This is a genomic window from Colwellia sp. KS18-150, assembly GCF_057551365.1.
The window spans coordinates 180,338-204,974 of sequence record NZ_BAAJMC010000004.1; the positions used below are offsets into that span (position 1 = coordinate 180,338).

The window sequence follows — 24,637 nt, forward strand, 5'->3', positions numbered from 1 at the left end:
TTACCTAAAACCTTTTAAATATTATAGGTATAAGGTAAGTGACATTTCTATAGTTTAGCTATTGTTAGTTGTGTTAATTTTGTAAAAAATCAGATGGAATACGATACTTTACTGAGGATTTCAACTAATCATCGATTGACTTTAGCACCATTAAAAACTCAGATATTTTAATTATTTAAATCTTTATGTTGATCGATTTATTCGAGTAGATAGGTGATATAAGATTGTTTTTTTACACTTCTATCCATGTAAATCAATCTCAATATCCGTAATGGGTTGAGCGCAACAAGTGAGTATTTCGCCATCGCCGACAAAAGCTAGTGGCTCAACAGCGTATTTAATCTCACCTTTAACGAGCTTACAGCGACAAGCGCCACAAAATCCATCCCGACAATGGAAGTGACTTTCGATACCTTTTCTTTCTAAGGTATCGAGTATATTTCTATCTTCTTGTTCGAGGAAGACAATTTCTTGCTCCTCGACCATTATTTTTTGCGACATTACAGATCGAAGTCATCAAAATCATCAGCTTCTACACTAGAGTCAACTTGTCCAACTAGGTAGCTAGATATTTCAGTTTCTTGTGGTGCTACTTGGACATTATCACTTACTAAATAAGCATTCATCCAAGGTAGTGGATTACTTTTTATATCAAATGGTGCGTCGAAACCAATCGCAGCCAAACGTTGATTTGATATGTATTCAATATATTGATTGAGAATTTGGGCGTTCAAACCAATCATTGAACCATCTTTAAATAAATACTCAGCCCATTCTTTTTCTTGATCAACTACATCTAAAAAGATTTGTAGGCCAGCATCACGCATGTCTTCACTAACTACTTTCATTTCTGGATCGTCTTTACCACTCATCCAGTTATTAAGAATGTGTTGAGTACCTGTTAAATGAAGTGCTTCATCACGAGCAATCAGTTTGATTATTTTGGCATTACCTTCTAATAACTCACGTTCAGCAAAGGCAAAAGAGCAAGCAAAACTAACATAGAATCGAATGGCTTCAAGGGCATTTACAGAGCATACGGCTAGAAATAAACGCTCTTTTAATTTACGGGTACTTACTTCATAGCTAGTACCTTCAACATCATAGGTGCCTTCACCTTGAGATTGCATTAATTGTGTCGTTAAAATAACGTCATCAAAATATTTAGCAATGCTAGTCGCACGCTTTAATATTGCAGGGTTGACGATAATATCGTCGAATACTTCACCAGGCTCGGTAAATAAATTACGTAATATATGCGTATACGAACGAGAGTGAATCGTTTCACTAAATGCCCAAGTTTCTACCCACGTTTCAACTTCTGGAAGCGAAACTAACGGTAATAATACCGCATTAACTGAACGCGCAGCCATAGAGTCAAGTAGCGTTTGATACTTCAAGTTAGAAATGAAAATATGTCTTTCAGAGTGCGTTAAACTTTGCCAATCCGCTCTATCTTTAGAAACATCAACTTCTTCAGGTCGCCAGAAGAAGGATAATTGCTTTTCAATGAGTTTTTCAAAAGCAGTATATCTTTGTTGATCATATCGAGAAACATTAACACTATTACCTAAAAACATAGGCTCTAATAAAGCGTTGTTGGGCGTTTGGTTAAACGTGGTATACGTCATTAGTTGTCATTCCTTAGTATGTCACTCATGTGCAGTGACAATGAGCCTAGGTTTATGACTAGGCTCTATAGTTGTTATACGTTTATTATTGTTTTATTTGCTACAGTAAATAACGATATGAAGGTTATATTTTACATGCGCCGCCAGCACAGCCATCATCTTCAACTTCTACATCATCACTAGCACCGTCACGGGTGTTATGATAATACATAGTTTTAACGCCAAGCTTATAAGCGGTTAAGATATCTTTTAATATCTGTTTCACAGGAACTTTACCACCTTCAAATTTTGATGGGTCGTAATTGGTATTCGCCGAAATAGTTTGGTCAACAAACTTTTGCATGATACCTACAATTTGTAAGTAACCTTCGTTATCAGGAATATTCCAAAGTAGCTCGTAATTATGCTTCAGTTTTTGATACTCAGGAACAACTTGCTTCAATATGCCATCTTTACTCGCTTTAATGCTGATTAAACCTCGAGGAGGCTCAATACCATTGGTAGCATTCGATATTTGAGAAGAGGTTTCTGATGGCATTAATGCCGAAACAGTAGAGTTTCGAACACCATGCTCTTTAATACTCTCACGTAAAGACTCCCAATCTAAATGAAGCGGCTCACCAGTGATATCATCAATAGTCTTTTTATAGGTATCGATAGGTAAAATGCCTTGTGAAAGGCGTGTTTCATCAAACTTAGGACATGCACCTTGCTCTTTAGCAAGTAAGTTAGTTGCCTTTAATAAATAAAACTGAATCGCTTCAAACGTTTTATGAGTTAAGTTATTAGCGCTACCGTTTGAGTAGTACAATCCGTTTTTCGCTAAATAATAAGCGTAGTTGATAACACCTATACCTAATGTACGGCGAGCTAAACTGGCACTCTTGGCTGCTGGGATAGGGTAGTCTTGATAATCTAATAAGCTATCAAGGGCACGTACCGCTAAATCAGCTAAACCTTCAAGTTCATCAAGTGAGTCGATAGCACCTAGATTAAACGCTGATAAAGTACAAAGGGCAATTTCGCCGTTTTCATCGTTGACTTCATTCATTGGTTTAGTGGGTAAAGCTATTTCTAAACACAGGTTACTTTGGCGAATAGGAGCCTGACTTGGATCGAAAGGACTGTGAGTATTACAGTGATCGACATTTTGTAAATAAATACGCCCTGTGCTTGCACGCTCTTGTGCGAACAAAGTAAATAATTCAATCGCCTTAATACGTTTTTTGCGAATTGACTCATCATTTTCGTATTGAACATATAATTGTTCAAACTTGTCTTGATCTTCAAAGAAAGCGTCATAAAGTCCCGGCACATCACTTGGACTAAATAATGTAATTGAGCCACCTTTGATTAAGCGCTGATACATCAATTTATTAAACTGAACACCGTAATCTAAATGACGGACACGGTTTTCTTCAACGCCACGGTTGTTTTTAAGAACCAACAGACTTTCTACTTCTAAGTGCCATAGAGGATAGAATAACGTTGCCGCACCACCACGAACACCACCTTGTGAACAGCTTTTTACAGCGGTTTGGAAGTGTTTGTAAAATGGAATACAACCGGTATGAAATGCTTCACCATTTCGTATGGTGCTTCCTAAAGCACGAATTCTTCCGGCATTAACACCAATCCCCGCGCGTTGAGAAACATACTTAACAATAGCGCTAGATGTTGCATTGATTGAATCTAAAGAATCATCACACTCAATTAATACGCACGAAGAAAATTGACGTGTTGGTGTACGAACACCCGCCATAATCGGTGTAGGTAAAGATATTTTAAAGGTTGAAATGGCATTATAAAAACCTTCAACGTACTTTAAACGTGTAGAAGTAGGGTACTTAGCAAATAAACATGCAGCAACTAAGATATAAAGGAATTGAGCACTTTCATAAATATCACCGTTAACTCGGTTTTGTACTAAATATTTACCTTCAAGCTGTTTAACAGCAGCATAACTAAAGTCAAGATCACGGCTATGATCTAAAAACAAAGACATATGCTCAAAGTCACTTTCACTATAATCACTTAGTAAATGTTGATCATATTTGCCAGATTCAACCAATTTAACAACATGGTCATATAACCTTGGTGGTTCAAATTTACCGTAAGCTTTTTTACGTAAATGGAATATAGCCAGTCTTGCGGCTAAATATTGGTAATCTGGGGTTTCTTCTGAAATTAAGTCAGCAGCAGATTTGATAATTGTTTCGTGAATATCTTCTGTTTTAATACCATCATAAAATTGAATATGTGATTTAAGCTCTACTTGAGATACGGAAACTTGCTCTAATCCTTCTGCAGCCCAAGCAATAACTTGGTGGATTTTTTCGAGATCGATGGGTTCTTTTTCGCCATTACGCTTTGTAACAAAAAGATTATTATTCATGAAAGACCTGTGATAAAAATTGTTATTATTTTGTTCTTCAATGCACAGCAATTTCAAATAAAGCTGTTATTAAATGCGACTGAAGAAACCCCTTTGTTTTTATTATTTCCCTGAATACGCAAAAAAGAACTTCAGCGCACAACATCTTGGGTTTATTTATTTTCTAAACACAAGATAATGAGGTTTACCTTTTTTTGCAAGCGTTTAAATTGGTTAGTTTTTAGCTGTTTTTTAAGTGTTTAGTATTGTGTTAGTGATGACTAACCTAGTACCACCATTTCATTGAATGATTTGCTAATTGCAAACACTTTTTTAATAAAAATATCCATTAGAAATATTTTAATTGGATTTTAGGACTCTATATTACTAATTAGAATATAGAATATAAAACCTCATATTTTCAATGTGTTGCTAGCTTGGTTACAGAGTGGTCAAAGTGCTTATTTAAGAAACACTGCTAAAAATACGCTTAAAGTTTTTGACAACATAAGATGTAATTGACATCTAAATTGTCCGTTAGTTTATGATTTTCAGTAATAGGATTGTAATGAATGCCACTGGCATCGATACATTTTAAATCACATGCTTGTGCCCAGCTTATGAGTTGAGAGGGTTTAATGAATTTATCATGCTCATGAGTGCCATCAGGTACTAATTTAAATAATTTCTCAGCAGCAACAATGGCCAGTAAATACGACTTTATGTTTTTATTTAAGGTAGAGAAGAAAACTAAGCCACCAGGTTTTATCATTTGAGCACAGGCATTAATAATTGAAGAGGGATCGGGTACATGCTCGAGCATCTCCATACAAGTGACATAATCAAATGACTCTTTCGCTTGTAGGGCTTTCTCTTCGGCAGTGATTTTTTCATAGTTTATTGTTAACCCTGACTCCAGAGCATGTAACCTTGCTACATTTAGAGGCTCTGTACCCATATCAATACCGGTGACATTAGCGCCAAATTTCGCCAAAGACTCACTTAATATACCACCGCCACAACCAACATCTATAATGTTACTGCCAAAGATTTCTTTTTGCTGTTCACTTATATGTTGGCAAATAAATTGTACCCTTAACGGGTTTAACTGATGTAAAGGTTTAAAATCACCGGTTAACTCCCACCATTGACTAGCGACTTTTTCAAATTTTTCAATTTCTTCTTTATTTACGTTAAGTGAGTTTGTTGTCATTGTGATATCTATAACTTGAAAGTGGGTAACAATTCTAAACCAAACATTTTTCTAAACAAAGCGAATTGATCAATAAAGGCAGTTTTTGCTCGATAAATAGCCATAATAAAGCTTAATAAAAACTCACTTTTATACAAGAGAATAAAGCTGTTTGGCATCCCTAAAAATTATGCTAGTATGCTGCGTTGATTTACATTTTTTTATGAAGTGTTTGTAAAAAAATAATAATAAAAATCTTGTGATTTTATAGTTACGTTTTAAGTTAAGGGATACGTCTATTTATGTCAGATCTGGCCAAAGAAATAGTTCCAGTAAATATTGAAGATGAGTTAAAAACTTCCTATCTAGATTACGCCATGAGCGTTATTGTCGGTCGTGCATTACCAGATGTACGTGATGGTTTAAAGCCAGTTCATCGTCGTGTGTTATTCGCGATGGATGTATTAGGAAATGATTGGAATAAAGCTTATAAAAAATCAGCCCGTGTGGTTGGTGATGTAATAGGTAAGTATCACCCGCATGGTGATACTGCGGTATACGATACAATTGTTCGTTTGGCTCAACCTTTTTCAATGCGTTACATGTTAGTTGATGGTCAAGGTAACTTTGGCTCGGTTGACGGTGATAGTGCAGCGGCAATGCGTTACACCGAAATTCGCATGGATAAAATCGCTCACTCAATTTTAGCCGATTTAGATAAAGAAACCGTCGATTTTGTGCCTAACTATGATGGCACCGAACATATTCCAGCGGTAATGCCGACAAGAATACCTAACCTGCTTGTTAATGGTGGCTCTGGTATTGCTGTTGGTATGGCAACAAATATCCCACCACATAACTTAACTGAAGTTATCAATGGTTGTTTAGCATTAATTGACAATAAAGATATCAGCTTTGAAGAGTTGTTAGCTCATATCCCAGGTCCTGATTTCCCTACCGCAGGTATTATTAGTGGACGTGCCGGTATTGAAGAAGCTTACCGTACTGGCCGTGGTAAAATAAAAATCCGTGCTCGCGCTGAAATAGAAGTGACTGAAAGCACAGGTAAAGAAACCATTATTGTTCATGAATTACCTTATCAAGTTAACAAAGCTCGCCTGATTGAAAAAATGGCAGAGCTTGTTAAGGATAAACGCCTTGAAGGTATTTCAGCACTGCGTGATGAGTCTGATAAAGACGGCATGCGTATGGTTATCGAGATCAAACGTGGTGAAGTAGGTGAGGTTGTATTAAATAATCTTTACAAATTAACTCAAATGCAAGTGTCATTTGGTTTGAATATGGTGGCATTAGGTAACGGCCAACCAAAAATATTCAACATAAAAGAAATGCTTGAAGAGTTTGTTCTTCATCGCCGTGAAGTGGTGACTCGCCGTACTATCTTTGAATTAAGAAAAGCACGCGACAGAGCTCACATCTTAGAAGGTTTATCAATTGCGTTAGCGAATATTGAACCTATTATCGAATTAGTAAAAACTTCACCTTCAAGAAAAGAAGCTGAAGAAAAATTAGTCGCACAAGGTTGGGACTTAGGTAATGTTAGCGCTATGTTAGAGCGCGCTGGTACACATGCCGCGCGTCCTGAGTGGTTAGAGCCACAATACGGCATTCGTGATAACAAATATTACTTAACGCCTGTTCAAGCGAAAGCAATAGTAGAGTTACAACTTTACAAATTAAGTGGCTTAGAACACGAAAAAATTCTAAATGAGTATAAAGAGTTATTAGACCTTATTGCCGAATTGATGCATATTCTTGAAAGCCCTGAGCGCTTGATGGAAGTGATTTGTGAAGAGTTAGTCGCTATTCGTGATGAATTTGGTGATGAACGTCGCACCGAAATCACTAATGCTTCTCACGATTTATCTTTAGAAGATTTAATTTGTGAAGAAGACGTAGTAGTAACACTTTCTCATGAAGGTTATGTTAAATATCAAGTATTGAGTGACTATCAAGCACAACGTCGTGGTGGTAAAGGCAAAGCGGCGACTAAGATGAAAGAAGAAGACTTCATCGAACGTTTATTAATTGCGAATACCCACGATACTATTTTATGTTTCTCTGATCGCGGTAAATTATACTGGCTTAAAGTTTATCAATTACCACTGGCTAGTCGTACGGCTCGTGGTCGTCCAATAGTCAATATACTACCTCTTGAGAAAGATGAGCGAATTACGGCAATTTTACCGGTTCGTGAATACGAAGAAGATAAGTATATTATCATGGCAACCGCTTCAGGTACTGTGAAGAAAACAGCATTAACGGCTTATAAAAACCAACGCGCTAACGGTATTATCGCCTTAAACTTGCGTGATGATGATACGCTAATTGGTGTTGATATTACCGATGGTAATAATGACATCATGCTATTCTCAGATGCAGGTAAAGTAGTACGTTTCAATGAGAAAGTTAAAGACAGTGAAACAGGCGAAATAAAACTTGATCCTGAAACAGGTGAGCAGCGCTGGGCATTAAAACCTATCGGTAGAACAGGTACTGGTGTTCGTGGTATTAAACTTGAAGGTGAGCAAAAAGTTGTCTCATTGATAGTGCCGAAGAATGATGGTCCTATATTAACTATCACTGAAAATGGTTTTGGTAAGCGAACTGACTTAGCTGAATATCCAGCGAAGAGCAGAGCAACCAAAGGTGTTGTTTCAATCAAAGTAAGTGAACGTAATGGTAAAGTTGTTGGTGCTGTGCAAGTTGAAGAGCTTGATGAAATCATGGCAATTACTGATAACGGTACATTAGTACGTACACGTGTTAATGAAGTGAGTGTAATTGGTCGTAATACTCAAGGTGTACGTTTAATTCGTACCGTTGAAGGCGAGCATGTTGTTGCTTTACAGAGAATTGATGAGATTGAAGAGCCTGAAATCCTAGAAGATGAAGAGCCGACAGTGACTGAAGGCACTGAGGAAACTACAGCTACACACAATCCAGAGCATAGTGCTCAACAAGTGGATGACGAAAGTACATCAAGCGACGAAGAAGAATAATTCGTCGCACACTTTTAAAAGGCGGCTAATAACCGCCTTTTTTTATGTTCAGAATGAGCGGTATATCGCGAACAGCTGGATGTGAAAAAGCATGAGTTTATATTTATTAGTTTTTGAATATTTGAGAAAAGAAAATGTTAGAAATTTTTAATTTTTGTGCCGGTCCGGCAATGTTACCTAAAGTGGTTATGGCAAAAGCACAAAAAGAATTTATTAATTGGAATAATACCGGCAGCTCGGTTATGGAGTTAAGCCACCGTAGTGAAATATATATGGAGATGGCCGCGCAAGCCGAGGCAGATTTACGTGAACTCATGGCTATACCCGACAATTACAAAGTCTTGTTTTGTCATGGTGGTGGCCGAGGACAATTCTCTGCAGTACCATTAAATTTATTACCTGCAGGAAAGTCTGCCGACTATATAGTAAACGGATCATGGTCAAAAGCAGCGGCAGCAGAAGCACAAAATTTTGGTGACATTAATGTTATTAACATTCGTGAAGAACACGATAATAATGAAACGGGTTTAGTGCCACTTGATCAATGGCCTTTAAATAGTGATGCGGCATATGTTCATTACTGCCCTAACGAAACCGTTGATGGCATTGAAATGAATGATATTCCAGAAACGCATGGCGTGCCATTAGTCGCAGATATGTCTTCGACCATATTATCTCATGAGATAGATGTTACTAAATTTGGTGTTATCTATGCAGGGGCTCAGAAAAACATTGGTCCTTCCGGTTTAACCATTGTCATAATTCGTGAAGATCTTTTAGGAAACGCACAAAAAGCAACACCTTGTATCATGAATTATGAAACCTCGGCTAATAACGATTCAATGTACAATACTCCGCCAACCTATGCGTGGTATTTAGCTGGCTTAGTATTTAAATGGCTGAAAGAACAAGGTGGCCTTAAAACTATCGCGAAAGAAAATAACGAAAAGGCAGAATTATTATATCAAGCGATTGATAGTAGTGGCTTTTACCTCAACAATGTTGAATCACAATACCGCAGTAAAATGAATATTCCCTTTTGGCTTAAAGATGAAAGCCTAAATGATAAATTTATTGAGCAAGCAGAACAACAAGGTTTGATGGCACTTAAAGGCCATCGAATTGTTGGTGGAATGCGCGCAAGTATTTATAACGCTATGCCAATTGAAGGTGTTAAAGCGTTAGTGATCTTTATGAAAAAATTTGAACAAGAGATTAGATAGAATGGAACAGTTAACCTTAAACCCAATTAATAAAATTAATGGTGAAATCTTTTTACCCGGCTCTAAAAGCTTATCTAATCGCGCATTGCTAATTGCCGCATTAGCTAATGGCGTAACAAAAATCACCAATTTGCTTGTTAGTGATGACATTAACCATATGTTAAATGCTCTAACAACGCTTAACATAGAATATAGTTTAAGTGATTGTGGTACCGAGTGTACCGTCATTGGTAATAATGGCTTTTTTAATGTTAGTGAGCCTGTAGAGTTATACCTTGGCAATGCGGGTACTGCAATGCGCCCATTGTGCGCAGCACTTGCTGCTAGCGAAGGAGAGTTTATCTTAACGGGTGAGCCAAGAATGAAGGAAAGGCCAATTGGTCATTTGGTTAATGCCCTAACGCAACTTGATGCAGATACTGAGTACTTAGAAAATGAAGACTATCCTCCTGTTAAAATAAAAGGTAAAGCCTTAACTGCAAATTCGGCCGGTAACACTGTAACGATAGATGGCTCTATTTCTAGTCAATTTCTAACGGCTATTTTAATGATCACGCCTTTATTGAAAACTGACACCCAGATAAAAATTGAAGGTGAATTGGTTTCTAAGCCCTATATTGATATTACGCTCAATATCATGAGCCGTTTTGGTGTTGATGTACAAAATAATGATTATCAATCATTTACAGTAAAAGGTAATCAATCTTACCAGTCTGTTGAAAAGTATATGGTTGAAGGGGATGCTTCTTCAGCTTCATATTTCTTAGCCGCAGGAGCAATTAAAGGTGGAGAAGTTACCGTCCATGGCGTTGGTAAATTAAGTGTTCAGGGTGACAAACATTTTGCCGATGTTCTTGAAAAAATGGGCGCAGAAGTTATTTGGGCTGACGAATCAATTACTGTTAAAGGCAAACCGCTAACAGCGGTTGATATGGATATGAACCATATTCCAGATGCAGCAATGACTATCGCGACAACAGCACTTTTTGCCAAAGGCACGACATCAATTAGAAACATCTATAACTGGCGAGTAAAAGAAACCGATAGATTATTTGCTATGGCGACAGAGCTAAGAAAAGTGGGTGCTGAGGTTATCGAAGGTGAAGACTTTATTACAATTACCCCGCCAGCCACATTAAAACATGCTGAAATTGATACTTATGATGATCATCGCGTTGCGATGTGTTTTTCACTTGTTGCCTTAAGTGACACACCTGTGACGATAAATGATCCCAAGTGTACGGCGAAAACATTTCCTGATTATTTTGATAAGTTAGCACAGGTCTCTTGCTAAATATTCTCTATAATAATTTATTAGGCGATTTTAAAAGTTAAATCCCGTATAATGCCGCCGATTTTTTGAGATTTGGAGATAGATGTATGCAGGAAAGCGTTCCAGTAATTACGATTGATGGCCCTAGTGGGGCAGGCAAAGGAACTGTTGCTAGAATTGTAGCAGAGCAACTTGGCTGGCATTTGCTTGATAGCGGTGCTATTTATCGTGTATTAGCCGTCGCTACGTTACATCATCATGTTAGCCTTGACGATGAAGAGCCATTAATTCCTATGGCTGCACACCTTGATGTGCAATTTGAAATTAGCAGTCAAGGTGAGAGTAAAGTAATTTTAGAAGGTGAAGATGTCACTAACTCTATTCGTACAGAAGAGATTGGTGCTATAGCGTCCAAAGTTGCAGCATATCCTCGTGTTCGAGAAGCATTATTAAGACGCCAACGTGCATTTAGTGTTCCCCCTGGTTTAGTTGCTGATGGTAGAGATATGGGGACGGTAGTATTTTCAAATGCTCCGGTGAAAGTATTTTTAACCGCTAGCGCTGAAGAGCGAGCAGAGCGTCGATTTAATCAGTTGAAAGAGAAGGGCTTTGATGTTAAAATCGGGCGCCTTTTGGATGACATACGTCAACGAGATGAGCGAGATAGCAACCGAGAAGTTGCCCCGCTCGTGCCGGCAGAAGGCGCGTTAATAGTTGATTCTACTGACCTTTCTATACAGGAAGTGGTTAATAAAGTCCTTTCATTTGCGAATGAAAAATTAACATAAACCATTATTTTTTATCTTTGGGCTTAGTCCTATACTGTAAAAGATAAACTAACTAAAGCCTACGTCATGGATGTACCGAGGCTATTTTAACAACCCCATGAAACATGATGTTGATTGGACTAATAACGAGTTAATACACAAGTTATGACTGAAAATTTTGCACAACTTTTTGAAGAAAGTTTACAAGAAATCGAAACTCGCCCGGGTTCAATTATCCGCGGTACAATCGTAAAAGTAACCAAAGACAACGTAATCGTTGACGCTGGCCTTAAATCTGAGAGTGTTATCTCAATTGACCAATTCAAAAATACTTCTGGTGAAGTAGAAGTTGCTGTTGGTGATGAAGTAGATGTTTCACTTAAAGCAACAGACGATGGTTTCGGTGAAACTATACTTTCACGTGAAGACGCTAAGCGTCATGAAGCGTGGCAAGTACTTGAGAAAGCTTACGAAGAAAAAGAAACTGTTATCGGTGTTATCAACGGTAAAGTTAAAGGTGGTTTCACGGTTGAAGTTAGCAATATTCGTGCTTTCTTACCAGGTTCATTAGTAGATGTACGTCCAGTACGTGACACTGCTCACCTTGAAGGTAAAGATTTAGAATTCAAAGTTATTAAGCTTGATCAAAAGCGTAATAACGTAGTTGTTTCACGTCGTGCTGTAATCGAAGCTGAAGGCAGTGCAGAACGTGATGAATTACTAGAGTCATTAGCGGAAGGCCAAGAAGTTAAAGGTATCGTTAAGAACCTTACTGATTACGGTGCGTTCGTAGACTTAGGCGGCATTGACGGCCTACTTCACATCACAGATATGGCTTGGAAACGTGTTAAGCACCCAAGCGAAATCGTAAATGTTGGTGATGAAATCCAAGTTAAAGTATTGAAATTCGACCGTGAGCGCACTCGTGTATCTCTAGGTATGAAGCAGTTAGGCGAAGATCCATGGGTAGCTATTGCTAACCGTTACCCAGAAGGTTCTAAACTTTCTGGTCGCGTAACTAACTTAACTGACTACGGTTGTTTCGTTGAAATCCAAGAAGGCGTTGAAGGTTTAGTTCACGTTTCTGAAATGGATTGGACTAACAAGAACATCCACCCATCTAAAGTTGTTAACTTAGGTGACACTGTTGAAGTACTAGTATTAGAAATTGACGAAGAACGTCGTCGTATTTCTTTAGGTCTTAAACAATGTATCGCTAACCCTTGGGAAGAGTTTGCTAAGAACTTCAACAAAGGCGATAAAGTATCAGGTAAGATCAAGTCAATCACTGACTTTGGTATCTTCATTGGTCTTGATGGCGGCATAGACGGTTTAGTTCACTTATCTGATATTTCATGGAATGGCGGTGAAGAAGCTGTTCGTGATTATAAGAAAGGCGATGAAATCCAAGCTATCGTACTTCAAGTTGACCCAGAGCGTGAGCGTATCTCTCTTGGTGTTAAACAAGCTGAAGACGACCCGTTCAATATGTATCTGACAGATAAGAAAAAAGGTGCTATTGTTACAGGTAAAGTAACGGCTGTTGATGCTAAAGGCGCAACTATTGAGTTGGCTGAAAGTGTTGAAGGTTACTTGCGTGTTAGTGATATCTCTGTTGAGCGCATTGAAGATGCATCTACAGAATTATCTATTGGTGACGATGTTGAAGCTAAGTTTATGGGTGTGGATCGTAAGAACCGTACTATCAGCTTATCTATCAAAGCGAAAGACCAAGCTGACGAACGTGAAGCTATGGATAACCTAAACCAAGCTGAAGAGACTGGTTTAAGTGCGATGGCAGCAGCGTTTAAAAACGCTAAAAACTAATTTTATATAAAAACTTATTAGTTTTTAATTCTTTGCACTCTTTTAAATTTATATTAAACTAAAAAGAGACTAGGGAAAGGAGAGGTTAAACTCTCCTTTTATATTAATTCCATTAGCGCGAAGCTAGGTGAATACTGGAGGGTCAAATGACCAAATCAGAACTCATTGAAAAATTAGCCGAGAAATTATCACATTTGTCAGCTAAAGATGTAGAACAATCGATTAAAGAAATCTTAGAATTAATGGCGCAATCTTTATCTAAAGGTGATCGCATAGAAATTAGAGGATTTGGTAGTTTTTCATTACATTATCGTGCTCCTAGAGTTGGTAGAAATCCAAAAACTGGTGAATCAGTTGAGTTAACAGGTAAGTATGTTCCTCACTTTAAACCAGGCAAAGAGTTACGAGAAAGAGTCAATCTTTCAGTAGCTTAATTACAACATAATTGCTTCTTTATAGTGCTTTTATTGTAATAAAGACAAAAAAATTAGATAATAAACGGCATCCATTGTATGCCGTTTTTTTTCGTCTACAATATTTCCAATAGACTTTATAAGCGAGTTAGCTAACGTGCGAATTTATATTACTTTTTTCTTAGTGTTAATGTTTCTCGCCATAGCCTTTATATTTGGCAGTCAAAATGAACAAATCATTTCATTAAACTACCTTATTGCTAGAGTAGAGTTGTCTATTGCCGAAGCTGTCAGTTTGTTTACTGCCATCGGCTTTGTCATTGGTCTCTTAGTCACCATATTATGGCGATTAGTTCGAAAAGGTAAAAAGGCGCTCGCTAAAAACCGCTCAACTGAAGCATAAGTGTAATTAATCACATGATAGAATATTTTTTCTTATTACTCCCTGTTGCCATGGCTTATGGCTGGTTTATGGGACGAAATAGCATTAAACAAAAAGATCAAACCATCAAGCAAGACTTGTCGATAAAATACTCCACAGGCTTGAATTATCTATTATCAAATCAGAAAGACAAAGCTATAGATTCGTTGCTCGATGCTTTAAAGGTTGAAGATGACAGTGTTGAAGCGCATTTTGCCATGGCAAATCTTTTTAGAAAACGTGGTGAGCTTGATAGAGCTTTAAAGGTTCATGAACATTTAGTACGTCATGGTAATTTACCTACTAAAGATAAACAGCAAGCCGTTTTTGAACTAGGTAAAGATTTTTTAAGTGCTGGTTTATATGACCGAGCTGAAAAAATGTTCAGTAAATTACTTAAATCGTCTGATTATGGCTTGAAATCACTTACTTACTTGCTACAAATTTTTCAGTCTACCAAAGATTGGCAACAAGGGATAAATCATAAAAAGCTCGTTATTAAGTTAAATGATAAGCGCTTATTGCACACTTTAGCTAACTTTTACTGCGAACAAGCAACAACCGCATTTGAGCAAGATAAATTTATTGAAGTAATCGAATTGCTAGAGCAAGCATTAAAGTTAGATCCTAATTCTTGCCGTGCAAATTGGTTAATGGCAAAAATTTATCAAAACCACAAGCAATCTGAATTAGCATGTAAGTGTTATCAGGACATCTATCAGCAGGATAGAGAATTTTTTCCTGATGTTATTGAACAAATGCATCAATGTTATATTGAACTTGACGCCAGTGATGAATTCTTTAAATTTATCAAAAAAGTTTATGATGAAACAGCAAGTACTAGCGCTTTAATATCTTATTTAAGCCATGTAGAACAAAAGCACGGTAATAAAAAGTCACAGGAGTTTATGTTATCGGCGTTAAAAAGGCGTCCAACAATACGTGGTTTTAGGCATTTTGTTAAAATGCAAATGAATCAACCTGCGAGTGAAGTCAATAATGCAAGTTTAGATTTAATTCGTGAATTAATTAGCGAGTATTTAAAAGTTAAACATAGATATAGTTGTCGTAGTTGTGGTTTTGATAGCTCGACACATTATTGGTCTTGTCCTTCATGTCACGAGTGGGAACAATTGAAACCTGTGCGAGGCCTCGAAGGAGAGTAGTCTTAATCTGCGTTATCATACTTTGCTATTTCATCGTCAAAAGTACTCATTGACTAACGTCAACTCCGTGCGTTTTCCTTGAAGTAGCTTCGTTTGATTTAGCATATAAAGGCAACTAATTTAATTATATTGTAAACACAACGTCATTTCGGTGGCATCTTGAGCCGTAATCTTCAGTTGTTAAAAAAATTGAGAATAGGAAACACCATGTTAGATCCAAAAGTAGTCGTTGCGTTAGACTTCGATAAAAAAAATGATGCTTTATCATTTGTAGATAGAATTTCTCCAAGCGACTGTAAACTTAAAGTAGGAAAAGAGATGTTTACCTACTTTGGTCCTGATTTTGTTAAAACATTAACAGGGAAGGGCTTTGATGTTTTTCTAGATTTAAAATTTCATGATATCCCAAATACAGTAGCTAAAGCTGTAACGGCTGCTGCTGATCTTGGTGTTTGGATGGTGAACGTGCACGCTAGTGGTGGTAGTCAAATGATGACTAAAGCGAAACAAGCACTAGAGCATTATGGTGATGACGCACCATTACTTATTGCCGTTACCGTACTAACTAGTATGTCTGAACAAGACTTACGAGGCTTAGGAATTACTAAAACACCTGCTGAGCAAGTCGATTTCCTCGCTAATCTCACAAAGCAAAGTGGCCTTGATGGTGTAGTTTGTTCTGCATGGGAAGCTGAACAATTAAAACTGTCCCTTGGTAAAGAGTTTAAATTGATCACACCAGGAATTAGACCAGCAGGAAGTGCAAGTGATGATCAGCAGCGTATTATGACGCCTGAACAAGCAATTGATGTTGGTGTTGATTATTTGGTGATCGGACGTCCAATAACAAAAGCGGTTGATCCGCAACTCGTGTTAGAACAAATAAATAAATCAATTAGCTAATCGATTTATTTGAAGAGTATTTCAAAAAATGCATAAATAAAAAGGGCTTAGTTTTCCAACTAAGCCCTTTTTTTGATCTAATAATTACAAAATTATTTTTTGTAATTAGAAATATAAGCAGCTAAATCTAAAACTTTGTTTGAGTAGCCAATTTCATTATCATACCAAGATACAACTTTTACAAACGTATCTGTTAAGGCAATACCAGCTTTAGCATCGAAAACTGAAGTGGCAGTTTCGCCAATGAAGTCGTTAGAAACAACTTGGTCTTCAGTGTAATCTAAAATACCGTTTAAATCGCCTTCTGCAGCTGCACTCATCGCTTGACAGATTTCAGCGTAAGTTGCAGGTTTTTCTAAGTTAACCGTTAAATCTACTACTGAAACATCAGGAGTAGGCACACGGAAAGCCATACCAGTAAGCTTGCCATTTAACTGAGGAATAACTTTACCAACCGCTTTTGCTGCGCCTGTTGATGAAGGAATGATGTTTTGACCAGCACCACGACCACCACGCCAATCTTTAGCAGAAGGACTGTCTACAGTTTTTTGAGTAGCTGTAGTTGCATGTACTGTCGTCATTAAACCATCTTTAATGCCCCAGTTATCATTTAATACTTTGGCGATAGGCGCTAAACAGTTAGTAGTACAAGATGCGTTAGAAACAATATCTTGGCCATCGTACTTATCTAAGTTAACACCACAAACAAACATAGGCGTGTCATCTTTAGATGGCGCACTTAATACAACTTGCTTAGCACCAGCTTCAATATGCTTACGTGCTGTTTCGTCTGTTAAGAATAAACCTGTAGACTCAACAACTACATCAACATCGATAGCATCCCATTTTAGGTCAGCTGGGTTGCGCTCTGCAGTTACTCGTACCGTTTTACCGTTGACAATTAATTGTCCGTCAACAACATCAACTGTACCTTTAAAACGTCCGTGAGTTGAGTCATATTTCAACATGTAAGCCATGTAATCAATATCAATTAAATCATTGATACCAACAACTTCAATATCATCTCTCTCTGCTGCCGCTCTAAATACAAAACGACCAATACGACCAAAACCGTTAATACCTACTTTAATACTCATGTGAAACCTCATAAACGCATAAAACAATTATGTAGTAAAATTACACCATTTTGAAAATATTACAAGTTAAACTTAGATTAATTGCTGAAAAAATACCAGTTGAGCCTATATTTGTACGTATGATTACTAAAAAATATAAAATAAAATAAAACAGCATTAGATTTTGTTCTTTTATTCGATATTTACATGATTTAGCAATGCTTGCATGGTAGAATGCGATAAATTTCGGTGTGTAGGTTAAAGCTTTCGGTTTGAAAGATAACGCGAAAATAATCCTACCTTGCTTCTCTAAATCATATTCTTGTTTATATAAAGAGAAAGCGCTCTTAAATGAGCAATCAATTTTAGGAATGTAATTTTATGACACAAGATAAAACTTTGTGTGACATCGGCTTCATTGGCCTTGGTGTTATGGGTAAAAACTTAGTATTAAACCTTGCAGATAATGGCTATAACATTGCCGCTTTTGATTTAAGTGATGACAAAATACAAGGGGTAATCGAACAAGACAATTTAGAAAACACCACTGGTACTCCTCGTGTTTATGGTTGTTCTTCATATACTGAATTATTATCGCAATTAAAAGCTCCTCACCTTATTGTTCTTAGTGTTCCTGCCGGTGCACCCGTAGATCAGGTTTGTGAAAACTTAATTGGTGCAGGTATACAACCAGATGATATAGTTATCGATACTGGCAATAGTTTATGGGTAGATACGGTAGCACGAGAGAAAAAATATAAGAGCAATTTCTTATTATTCTCATCTGCGGTATCAGGTGGTGAAGTCGGGGCACGTTTTGGCCCATCTTTAATGCCTAGTGGCTCACCTTATGCTTGGTCACGTGTTAAACCTATTTGGGAAGCTATATCCGCAAAAGTAGATGCTACAACCGGTAAGCCAATCGAACGTACTGAGCCAGGACAAGTTGTTTCAGGTGGCGAGCCATGTGCCGCATATATAGGACCAGCAGGAGCTGGGCATTATGTTAAAATGGTACACAACGGCATTGAATATGCTGATATGCAAATTATCTGTGAAGCTTACCATATTCTAAATGATGGTTTGGGCTTATCAGCAAATGAAATTGCCGATATATTTGAGCAATGGAATAAAGGCTTATTAGATAGCTATTTAATGGAAATCAGTGTTGAAGTATTAAGACATAAATCATCTGATACTAATACCACTCTAGTTGATTTGATTTTAGATAAAGCAGGTCAAAAAGGCACTGGACTATGGACTGCTATTAGTAGTTTAGAAGTAGGGTGTCCAGCACCAACTATTGCGTCAGCTGTCTATGCTAGATCCATTTCATCATTCAAATCATTGCGTACACAAGCTTCTGTTACTTTGAGTGGCCCAGAGTCAGAAGCTCTTTCAAATCAAGAAAAACAAGACTATATAGAACAGCTTCATGATGCGATTTACTGCGCTAAAATGTGTGCTTATGCTCAGGGATTTCAATTGATGAAGTTAGCAGCAAAAGAGCATGGCTGGACACTTAACTTTGCTAGTATCGCTAAAATTTGGCGTGCAGGTTGTATTATTCGAGCAACATTTTTGCAATCAATTACGCAAGCCTTTGAACGTGATGAAGACTTAGATAACTTATTGCTTGATAACTTTTTCGCTAAACAGCTTAGTGAGCGTCAATTAAATTGGCGAAAAGCTGTGTGTGGCGCTACTATGTTTGGTATCCCTAATGGTGCATTGTCTTCAGCGTTGTCTTACTATGACTCTATGCGCAGTGAAACTTTGCCCGCTAATTTATTACAAGGCCAACGTGATTTCTTTGGCGCTCATACCTTTGAGCGTATAGATAAAAATGATGGTAAAAAATACCATGTGCAATGGTCTACTGCAGAGCGTAAAACAGTAGTTATTGATTAGAAAGGTTAACCTAGCAATGAATGATGATCATTATAAAGAAAAGTTAAGTGAAGAGGCTTATCGAGTTTGCCGCTTAGCCGCAACAGAAAGACCCTTTACTGGTATTTATAATGATCATTGGCAATCTGGCCTCTATTTGTGTGCTTGCTGTGATAAGCCGTTATTTAACAGTGAGCATAAATTTAACGCCGGTTGTGGTTGGCCAAGTTTCTATGAAGCAGTGGCTAATAATGTTGCCTATTTTGAAGATGATAGTCTTCATATGAAGCGTATAGAAATACAATGCCAACACTGTCAATCGCATTTAGGTCATGTATTTGATGATGGTCCCAAACCCACTGGAAAGCGCTATTGTGTCAATTCATTAAGTCTAAGCTTTCAGTCACATACCAGTTAATAACTTCAGTTGTTAATATTTAGGCGCAACAAACTTTCCCTGTTCAATTTTAGCTAAAGTACTCTCTGCCACTTTATCTAAAAAGCTCGCATCCAGCGCATTACTCTTAGCAATTTGCTCTAGGGTCAATTCAAGTTGATTATTACTATCATCAGTGACTAATTGGTAAGTCTTCAGCCATATATAAGCTTGTTTAGGCTTTTCTTTATTACTAAATATAGTCGCCAACGTTTGCATTACTTCAGGGATTAATTTTTCTGTAGGTTGGTGAAGCTCCAAAGCGTGAAATAATAACCCTAAGGTTTTATTAAGATCTTTCTTAGAATAATAGCTGGCAAGGTGATACTGAGAAATAGCATTTTCTAACTCACTGCTGCCTTCTAAAGCAATAAACTGAGCTAATGAGTGTTCATTTAGCTCTCTTGACCAATGATAGTAAAGCAAGTGCGGGTGAGTTGAGTCTAATGTTTGATCTGATAGCTCGCTCAATTGCTCTTTGGCTTTTAATAAATTGTTTCTTCTTAGCGTAGTTTTTTCTTTTAATTTAATATGCTGAATTTGCGACGCTAACGACATGCATTTTACATAACCTTCATAGGCAACTAATAATTGATATCTCTGTAAGTCTTGTTTGTTTGTTTTTAATGATATTCTCGCTAAAGCCACATCGACACGTTCACTCTTACACCAACTATCTTCCCCAAACTCTTGGCATATTTGTGGATTTTCTTTACATAACTCAGCTAAGCTTTTACTTGAATCACAACCAAGTAATTGAAAAATTAAAATAATGACGGCTAGATGTTTCATAAAAATATCACTTGAGATAGAAGATTCATAAAATAGATTGATAATAGTTCATAAATAAAGTTGTAATCTATGGCGAAACATTACATCTTGCATTACAATGTGCGCGAAATAATCTATCACTATAGTCGAGTTTTGTTTTATAAATTAGTAGGCTAATATGATTATAGTAAACTACCGTTTAATTGACTGAAATAAAAGGTTTAAATAATGACGTCTCATCTTGAGGAAGAATATCAAATAAGTTGGCAAGAACGCCAGACATTCGCTGAAAATATGCAACCTATCATAGGTCAGCTATTTAGAAATAAAGGAATAGAAATATCTGTATATGGTCGCCCATTACTTAACGCTTCTCCTATTGATATTATTAAAGCGCACAAATCAGTCGCTTTACATGAAGAGACTAAGCTACGTTTACGTGAAAGCTATCCTTTTGTTGAAGCACTAAGTAAGTTAGAGCTTGCTCCAGCACGTATCGATGTTGGTAAGCTTGCTTATCGTTATTTATTTAAAGGCCAATCTAATGATTTGTCTATTAAACAATATTTAGAAAAAGAATTAACTTCAATTAATGAAGCGCATAAAGACTCGCAAAGCCAAGACATCGTTTTATATGGATTTGGTCGTATAGGCCGCTTATTAGCAAGATTATTAATTGAGCAAACAGGCCCTAATGCCAAACTTAACTTACGAGCGATTGTTTTACGCCCAAGTAAAGGTGGCGATGATCTTGAAAAACGTGCCAGTTTATTGCGTCGTGATTCAGTACATGGTGCTTTTAACGGCAGTATTACTATTGATAAAGAAAATAATGTTATCAAAGCCAATGGTGCTTTCATAAAAGTTATTTATGCTAATTCCCCAGCAGATGTTGATTACACTGCGCACGGCATTAACAACGCTGTTGTGGTTGATAACACAGGTATTTGGACTGATGAAGATGGACTAGGGCAACACCTTAAATCAAATGGTGTCGCAAAAGTTCTACTTACAGCACCTGCTAAAGGTGATATCAAGAACATCGTTTATGGTGTTAACCAAGATATGATCCAAGCTGCTGATACTATTGTCTCTGCTGCTAGTTGTACAACGAACGCGATTACGCCGGTACTAAAAGCAATTAATGATAAGTTTGGTATCAAAAATGGTCACGTTGAAACGGTTCATTCATATACCAATGATCAAAACCTAATTGATAACTATCACAAGGCTCCACGTCGTGGACGCAGTGCTCCTTTAAATATGGTTATCAGTACAACGGGTGCTGCTAAAGCGGTTTCTAAAGCTTTACCAGAATTGAAAGGCCTGTTAACGGGTAATGCGATTCGTGTACCTACGCCAAATGTATCAATGGCGATCATGAACTTGAACTTGAAAGAAGCGACTGATAAAAAAGCGTTAAATGATTATTTACGCAATATTTCATTAAATTCTGAGTTGCAAAATCAAATTGATTACACTGCTTCTTCTGAAATAGTATCGACGGATCTTGTTGGCTCTCGTTATGCGGGAGTTGTTGACTCTCAAGCGACTATTGTTGATGAAGACCGTGCTGTACTTTACGTTTGGTATGACAATGAATTTGGCTATAGCTGCCAAGTGGTTCGTGTCATGCTTGAAATGGCAGGCATTACCGTACCGACTATCCCACTAAAGTAAATTGATGGAATAGCAGCAAGGTTATAGAAAAGCATTTATCACTATGATAAATGCTTTTTTTATGGGCTTAAAATTGCCAGCTCAAGCTTAAAGAGCCATAGCCATGCCAAGAGTCAGGATCATTTTGATAGTCAGCCGTATAGGCGTTAACACTCCATAATACTGAAAATTTTGGTAGCACTAATTGAGTGCCTAATTTTAGAACGGCTTGTGCGTGCTTAAGCTCTACATCGGATTGATAGGGAAGATCGCCACTAATGGTTAAGTCATTAAATCGATAACCAATATCAGCCCTGGCAAAAATACTGTAGTCATAAGATGACGTTAACGAAGTTATGTTACTCACTTGACCATAATGATTACTTTGCCTGCCAAAGCTTTTAGCGAGGTTTGTTCCCCAACTTAACATTAAACCTGTGTTTACCTCACTACGTAATGTACTTAAAGCCCCGTAGCCAAACCCGCTTAATTGCCACTGGCGCTGTGCTTGATTTGTACTGCGGTAGAGCAATCGTTCCATTTCATAGGCGTAGGTTATCAAAACTTGGTTTTCTACTTGATACTGCCAACCATTGGGTGATGATGCACCTGTTGTTGAGTGAAATAGACTTTGTAAATTTTCAGCGCCTGCGACAGGGCCAATTACGCCAATACTTAACCAGTTTTTAGAGGCTGAATTTTGTGAATATTGCGCAGTATGAAGCTCTAGCTCTAAAACACCAGCATAGGGGCGATCAAATGGCTGCGGTATATCAATTTTTATTTCGTCAGGAGTCCACATTCGTTGTGCTAATTTCACACCCCAATTATTCTCGCCGCCTTCATTAGCAAAAAGAAGTTGGCTTTGCCAATGGGCAATGTAAGGTAAACTAGCGTTCTTATTATCTTTTTCTATATATTCACTTTGCCAGCTAGCTAATAAACCATTAGTATAATTACCATCTTCATAAAAGGTGACGTCATTTTCTAGCTGGATTGTCCATTGACCAGCAGCGACATAATGATGGGCACTTAAAAGACAAATAAATAACGAACAACGCATGGCAAAATGTCTCATTAATATGAATAAATTAACCTTTAGTTTCATGCTTAAAGGTGGCAAGTTACAAGGTTTTTTATGTGTTAATTTGTTTTTATACCGCTTTAAAAATTATAGAGTTTTTTATGTTATCTAAAATCACGCTTTCGACATCGTTACTTGTGGTTTACCTTTTCAGTCATTATTCCTTTGCTGCCAGAGATGTTAGCCAATTACACTTAGAGCCAGGCGATGGCAACTGGTCTTTAGGAATGGGGGTAAGAAATGGTACGTTCCCTTATATCGGTCAAGATGAAATAGATGATTTTTTACCCTTAATAACCTACAACGGTGAGCGGTTCTTTATTGATGGTACACGTGCTGGTTTCCACTTATATACCAATGATGATTGGTTTATTGGCACTTATGCGGCTTATCGCTTTGCTGGCTTTAACGGTGATGATAGTGAAGAGCTTGAGGGAATCGATAGGGATGATGGCGTAGATGGCCGTTTTGCTATTACACGGCTGACAGAATATGGTAATTTCACTTTTGATCTCGGTGCAGATATCAGCGGTGCGTCTCATGGTTGGGATGCAGAGCTAAAGTGGGGCAAGTTATTTAAATATGGTAACTTTCGACTTCGTCCTTGGTTAGGAGTAACGTATGAAGATCAAGATTTAACGAATTACTATTTTGGTGTTAACCCTTCTGAAGTCACTGAAAACCGCCCAAGTTATGAAACTGATAGCGCTATTGAGTGGCGTTATGGTATCGATATGAGTTATCGATTAGCCCAACATCATTATGTTGCTTTTAATATGCAATATTCAGAATTAGATTCTACTAAAATTAATAGCCCCATCGTCGCAGATAATGGTCAATTCACTAGCTTTGCAAGTTACCGTTATGAGTTTAATGACTTTCAAGATGATCCTTATACCAGTGGCAGTATTACACGAGATTTAACTAAAGGTGAGTGGTATTGGCGTGTTGCAGCAGGTAAACATACAGAAACCACCTTCAATAAATTAATGCGCTTTCAAGACATGTTTGAGCCAGAAGAGCGGGGCACAGGTTTAGCAAGTGTCTTTGTTGGTAAAAAAATTGCTGATAATTTTATGTGGTTACCGTTAGAAGCTTATGTAACAGGTGGCTATGTCAGACGTTTTGAAAAAGGTCTACAAAGTGATTTTAATGAGTACGTACTTGGCTTTAAAGCGTACTTTTCGAAATTTCCTTGGTCTCATATTGTTAAAACACGTCTAGGTCTCGCTGAAGGAGTATCTTATGCGGCTAAAGTGCCCTATGTAGAGCGTGAACATGTTGAAGGTAAAAACCGCTCCGCGTCTAAGTTTTTAAACTATTTAGATTGGAGTTGGGACGTTAGTATTGGTGATATCATCAAACAACCTAAATTAAAAGAATGTTACCTTGGTTGGTCGGTTCACCATCGCTCTGGTATCTTCGCTAGCTCTGACTTTTTTGGTAATGTAAATGGCGGTAGTAACGTGAATACACTGTACGTACAGTGTCATCATTAAGACTCACGG

Annotated in this window: 20 protein-coding genes; 13 read left to right on the top strand and 7 right to left on the bottom strand. The window is 37.4% G+C overall.

What is annotated here, in order from left to right:
- Positions 1 to 240 precede the first annotated feature (240 nt).
- From yfaE to ubiG, 4 genes are all read right to left on the bottom strand, one after another.
- Positions 241 to 501 carry a class I ribonucleotide reductase maintenance protein YfaE gene (gene yfaE / locus AC27IF_RS08245; RefSeq protein ID WP_487053561.1) on the bottom strand — a complete coding sequence of 87 codons (261 nt, stop codon included), beginning with the start codon at positions 499 to 501 and terminating at the stop codon, positions 241 to 243.
- The gene (nrdB, locus tag AC27IF_RS08250; protein WP_487053562.1) at positions 501 to 1,631 is read right to left on the bottom strand and encodes a class Ia ribonucleoside-diphosphate reductase subunit beta; all 1,131 of its coding nucleotides are present in this window, start codon (positions 1,629 to 1,631) and stop codon (positions 501 to 503) included. Before nrdB ends, yfaE begins: the two co-directional genes overlap by 1 nt.
- A 124-nt stretch (positions 1,632 to 1,755) precedes the next feature.
- Positions 1,756 to 4,026 carry a class 1a ribonucleoside-diphosphate reductase subunit alpha gene (nrdA, locus tag AC27IF_RS08255; protein WP_487053564.1) on the bottom strand — a complete coding sequence of 757 codons (2,271 nt, stop codon included), beginning with the start codon at positions 4,024 to 4,026 and terminating at the stop codon, positions 1,756 to 1,758.
- 469 nt (positions 4,027 to 4,495) lie between these two features.
- Positions 4,496 to 5,218, bottom strand: a complete 723-nt coding sequence (gene ubiG / locus AC27IF_RS08260) for a bifunctional 2-polyprenyl-6-hydroxyphenol methylase/3-demethylubiquinol 3-O-methyltransferase UbiG (RefSeq protein ID WP_487053565.1) — start codon at positions 5,216 to 5,218, stop codon at positions 4,496 to 4,498.
- A 281-nt stretch (positions 5,219 to 5,499) separates the two neighbouring features.
- Between ubiG and gyrA the strand changes: the two genes are divergently transcribed.
- From gyrA to pyrF, 9 genes are all read left to right on the top strand, one after another.
- Positions 5,500 to 8,220, top strand: a complete 2,721-nt coding sequence (gene gyrA, locus AC27IF_RS08265; RefSeq protein ID WP_487053567.1) for a DNA topoisomerase (ATP-hydrolyzing) subunit A — start codon at positions 5,500 to 5,502, stop codon at positions 8,218 to 8,220.
- Positions 8,221 to 8,354: 134 nt separating this feature from the next.
- Complete coding sequence (gene serC / locus AC27IF_RS08270; RefSeq protein WP_487053568.1) at positions 8,355 to 9,443, top strand: 3-phosphoserine/phosphohydroxythreonine transaminase; 1,089 nt, start codon at positions 8,355 to 8,357, stop codon at positions 9,441 to 9,443.
- A gap of 1 nt (position 9,444) precedes the next feature.
- Complete coding sequence (gene aroA / locus AC27IF_RS08275) at positions 9,445 to 10,737, top strand: 3-phosphoshikimate 1-carboxyvinyltransferase (protein WP_487053698.1); 1,293 nt, start codon at positions 9,445 to 9,447, stop codon at positions 10,735 to 10,737.
- An 86-nt stretch (positions 10,738 to 10,823) separates the two neighbouring features.
- Positions 10,824 to 11,504 (top strand): (d)CMP kinase, encoded by a 681-nt coding sequence (gene cmk, locus AC27IF_RS08280; RefSeq protein ID WP_487053569.1) that lies wholly within the window; start codon positions 10,824 to 10,826, stop codon positions 11,502 to 11,504.
- A gap of 144 nt (positions 11,505 to 11,648) precedes the next feature.
- A complete protein-coding gene (gene rpsA / locus AC27IF_RS08285; RefSeq protein WP_487053571.1) occupies positions 11,649 to 13,310 on the top strand; it encodes a 30S ribosomal protein S1 in 1,662 nt (553 codons plus the stop codon).
- Positions 13,311 to 13,456: 146 nt separating this feature from the next.
- Positions 13,457 to 13,744, top strand: coding sequence for an integration host factor subunit beta (gene ihfB / locus AC27IF_RS08290; protein ID WP_487053573.1), 288 nt, complete (start codon positions 13,457 to 13,459; stop codon positions 13,742 to 13,744).
- Positions 13,745 to 13,880: 136 nt separating this feature from the next.
- Positions 13,881 to 14,126: a lipopolysaccharide assembly protein LapA domain-containing protein gene (locus AC27IF_RS08295; RefSeq protein ID WP_487053574.1), complete on the top strand. Its 246-nt coding sequence runs from the start codon at positions 13,881 to 13,883 to the stop codon at positions 14,124 to 14,126.
- Positions 14,127 to 14,140: 14 nt separating this feature from the next.
- Positions 14,141 to 15,310, top strand: a complete 1,170-nt coding sequence (gene lapB, locus AC27IF_RS08300; protein WP_487053575.1) for a lipopolysaccharide assembly protein LapB — start codon at positions 14,141 to 14,143, stop codon at positions 15,308 to 15,310.
- A gap of 207 nt (positions 15,311 to 15,517) precedes the next feature.
- A complete protein-coding gene (pyrF, locus tag AC27IF_RS08305) occupies positions 15,518 to 16,213 on the top strand; it encodes an orotidine-5'-phosphate decarboxylase (RefSeq protein WP_487053576.1) in 696 nt (231 codons plus the stop codon).
- 92 nt (positions 16,214 to 16,305) lie between these two features.
- Here the strand turns inward: pyrF and gap are convergent, their stop codons facing one another.
- Positions 16,306 to 17,310 (bottom strand): type I glyceraldehyde-3-phosphate dehydrogenase, encoded by a 1,005-nt coding sequence (gene gap / locus AC27IF_RS08310; protein ID WP_487053578.1) that lies wholly within the window; start codon positions 17,308 to 17,310, stop codon positions 16,306 to 16,308.
- A 360-nt stretch (positions 17,311 to 17,670) separates the two neighbouring features.
- Between gap and gndA the strand changes: the two genes are divergently transcribed.
- Positions 17,671 to 19,200 carry an NADP-dependent phosphogluconate dehydrogenase gene (gene gndA / locus AC27IF_RS08315; RefSeq protein ID WP_487053579.1) on the top strand — a complete coding sequence of 510 codons (1,530 nt, stop codon included), beginning with the start codon at positions 17,671 to 17,673 and terminating at the stop codon, positions 19,198 to 19,200.
- 16 nt (positions 19,201 to 19,216) lie between these two features.
- On the top strand, positions 19,217 to 19,597 hold the full coding sequence (msrB, locus tag AC27IF_RS08320; RefSeq protein WP_487053581.1) for a peptide-methionine (R)-S-oxide reductase MsrB: 381 nt from the start codon (positions 19,217 to 19,219) through the stop codon (positions 19,595 to 19,597).
- Between the two features lie 12 nt (positions 19,598 to 19,609).
- On the opposite strand, the gene AC27IF_RS08325 is transcribed toward msrB, so the two are convergent.
- A complete protein-coding gene (locus AC27IF_RS08325; RefSeq protein ID WP_487053583.1) occupies positions 19,610 to 20,407 on the bottom strand; it encodes a DUF2989 domain-containing protein in 798 nt (265 codons plus the stop codon).
- A 207-nt stretch (positions 20,408 to 20,614) separates the two neighbouring features.
- Between AC27IF_RS08325 and AC27IF_RS08330 the strand changes: the two genes are divergently transcribed.
- Positions 20,615 to 22,066, top strand: a complete 1,452-nt coding sequence (locus AC27IF_RS08330; protein WP_487053584.1) for a glyceraldehyde-3-phosphate dehydrogenase — start codon at positions 20,615 to 20,617, stop codon at positions 22,064 to 22,066.
- A gap of 67 nt (positions 22,067 to 22,133) precedes the next feature.
- Here the strand turns inward: AC27IF_RS08330 and AC27IF_RS08335 are convergent, their stop codons facing one another.
- Positions 22,134 to 23,108, bottom strand: coding sequence for a lipid A deacylase LpxR family protein (locus AC27IF_RS08335; protein ID WP_487053586.1), 975 nt, complete (start codon positions 23,106 to 23,108; stop codon positions 22,134 to 22,136).
- A gap of 122 nt (positions 23,109 to 23,230) precedes the next feature.
- On the opposite strand from AC27IF_RS08335, the gene AC27IF_RS08340 reads away from it, so the two are divergent.
- Positions 23,231 to 24,628, top strand: coding sequence for a MipA/OmpV family protein (locus AC27IF_RS08340; protein WP_487053588.1), 1,398 nt, complete (start codon positions 23,231 to 23,233; stop codon positions 24,626 to 24,628).
- Positions 24,629 to 24,637: the final 9 nt, after the last annotated feature.

Bases quoted from the DNA above. Each gene is read 5' to 3' on its own strand.
- gyrA (WP_487053567.1), top strand. From the start codon at position 5,500: ATGTCAGATCTGGCCAAAGAAATAGTTCCAGTAAATATTGAAGATGAG.
- msrB (WP_487053581.1), top strand. From the start codon at position 19,217: ATGAATGATGATCATTATAAAGAAAAGTTAAGTGAAGAGGCTTATCGA.
- ihfB (WP_487053573.1), top strand. From the start codon at position 13,457: ATGACCAAATCAGAACTCATTGAAAAATTAGCCGAGAAATTATCACAT.
- AC27IF_RS08340 (WP_487053588.1), top strand. From the start codon at position 23,231: ATGTTATCTAAAATCACGCTTTCGACATCGTTACTTGTGGTTTACCTT.
- lapB (WP_487053575.1), top strand. From the start codon at position 14,141: ATGATAGAATATTTTTTCTTATTACTCCCTGTTGCCATGGCTTATGGC.
- AC27IF_RS08335 (WP_487053586.1), bottom strand. From the start codon at position 23,108: ATGCGTTGTTCGTTATTTATTTGTCTTTTAAGTGCCCATCATTATGTC.
- AC27IF_RS08330 (WP_487053584.1), top strand. From the start codon at position 20,615: ATGACGTCTCATCTTGAGGAAGAATATCAAATAAGTTGGCAAGAACGC.
- rpsA (WP_487053571.1), top strand. From the start codon at position 11,649: ATGACTGAAAATTTTGCACAACTTTTTGAAGAAAGTTTACAAGAAATC.
- AC27IF_RS08325 (WP_487053583.1), bottom strand. From the start codon at position 20,407: ATGAAACATCTAGCCGTCATTATTTTAATTTTTCAATTACTTGGTTGT.
- pyrF (WP_487053576.1), top strand. From the start codon at position 15,518: ATGTTAGATCCAAAAGTAGTCGTTGCGTTAGACTTCGATAAAAAAAAT.
- nrdB (WP_487053562.1), bottom strand. From the start codon at position 1,631: ATGACGTATACCACGTTTAACCAAACGCCCAACAACGCTTTATTAGAG.
- aroA (WP_487053698.1), top strand. From the start codon at position 9,445: ATGGAACAGTTAACCTTAAACCCAATTAATAAAATTAATGGTGAAATC.
- cmk (WP_487053569.1), top strand. From the start codon at position 10,824: ATGCAGGAAAGCGTTCCAGTAATTACGATTGATGGCCCTAGTGGGGCA.
- ubiG (WP_487053565.1), bottom strand. From the start codon at position 5,218: ATGACAACAAACTCACTTAACGTAAATAAAGAAGAAATTGAAAAATTT.
- serC (WP_487053568.1), top strand. From the start codon at position 8,355: ATGTTAGAAATTTTTAATTTTTGTGCCGGTCCGGCAATGTTACCTAAA.
- gndA (WP_487053579.1), top strand. From the start codon at position 17,671: ATGACACAAGATAAAACTTTGTGTGACATCGGCTTCATTGGCCTTGGT.
- yfaE (WP_487053561.1), bottom strand. From the start codon at position 501: ATGTCGCAAAAAATAATGGTCGAGGAGCAAGAAATTGTCTTCCTCGAA.
- nrdA (WP_487053564.1), bottom strand. From the start codon at position 4,026: ATGAATAATAATCTTTTTGTTACAAAGCGTAATGGCGAAAAAGAACCC.
- gap (WP_487053578.1), bottom strand. From the start codon at position 17,310: ATGAGTATTAAAGTAGGTATTAACGGTTTTGGTCGTATTGGTCGTTTT.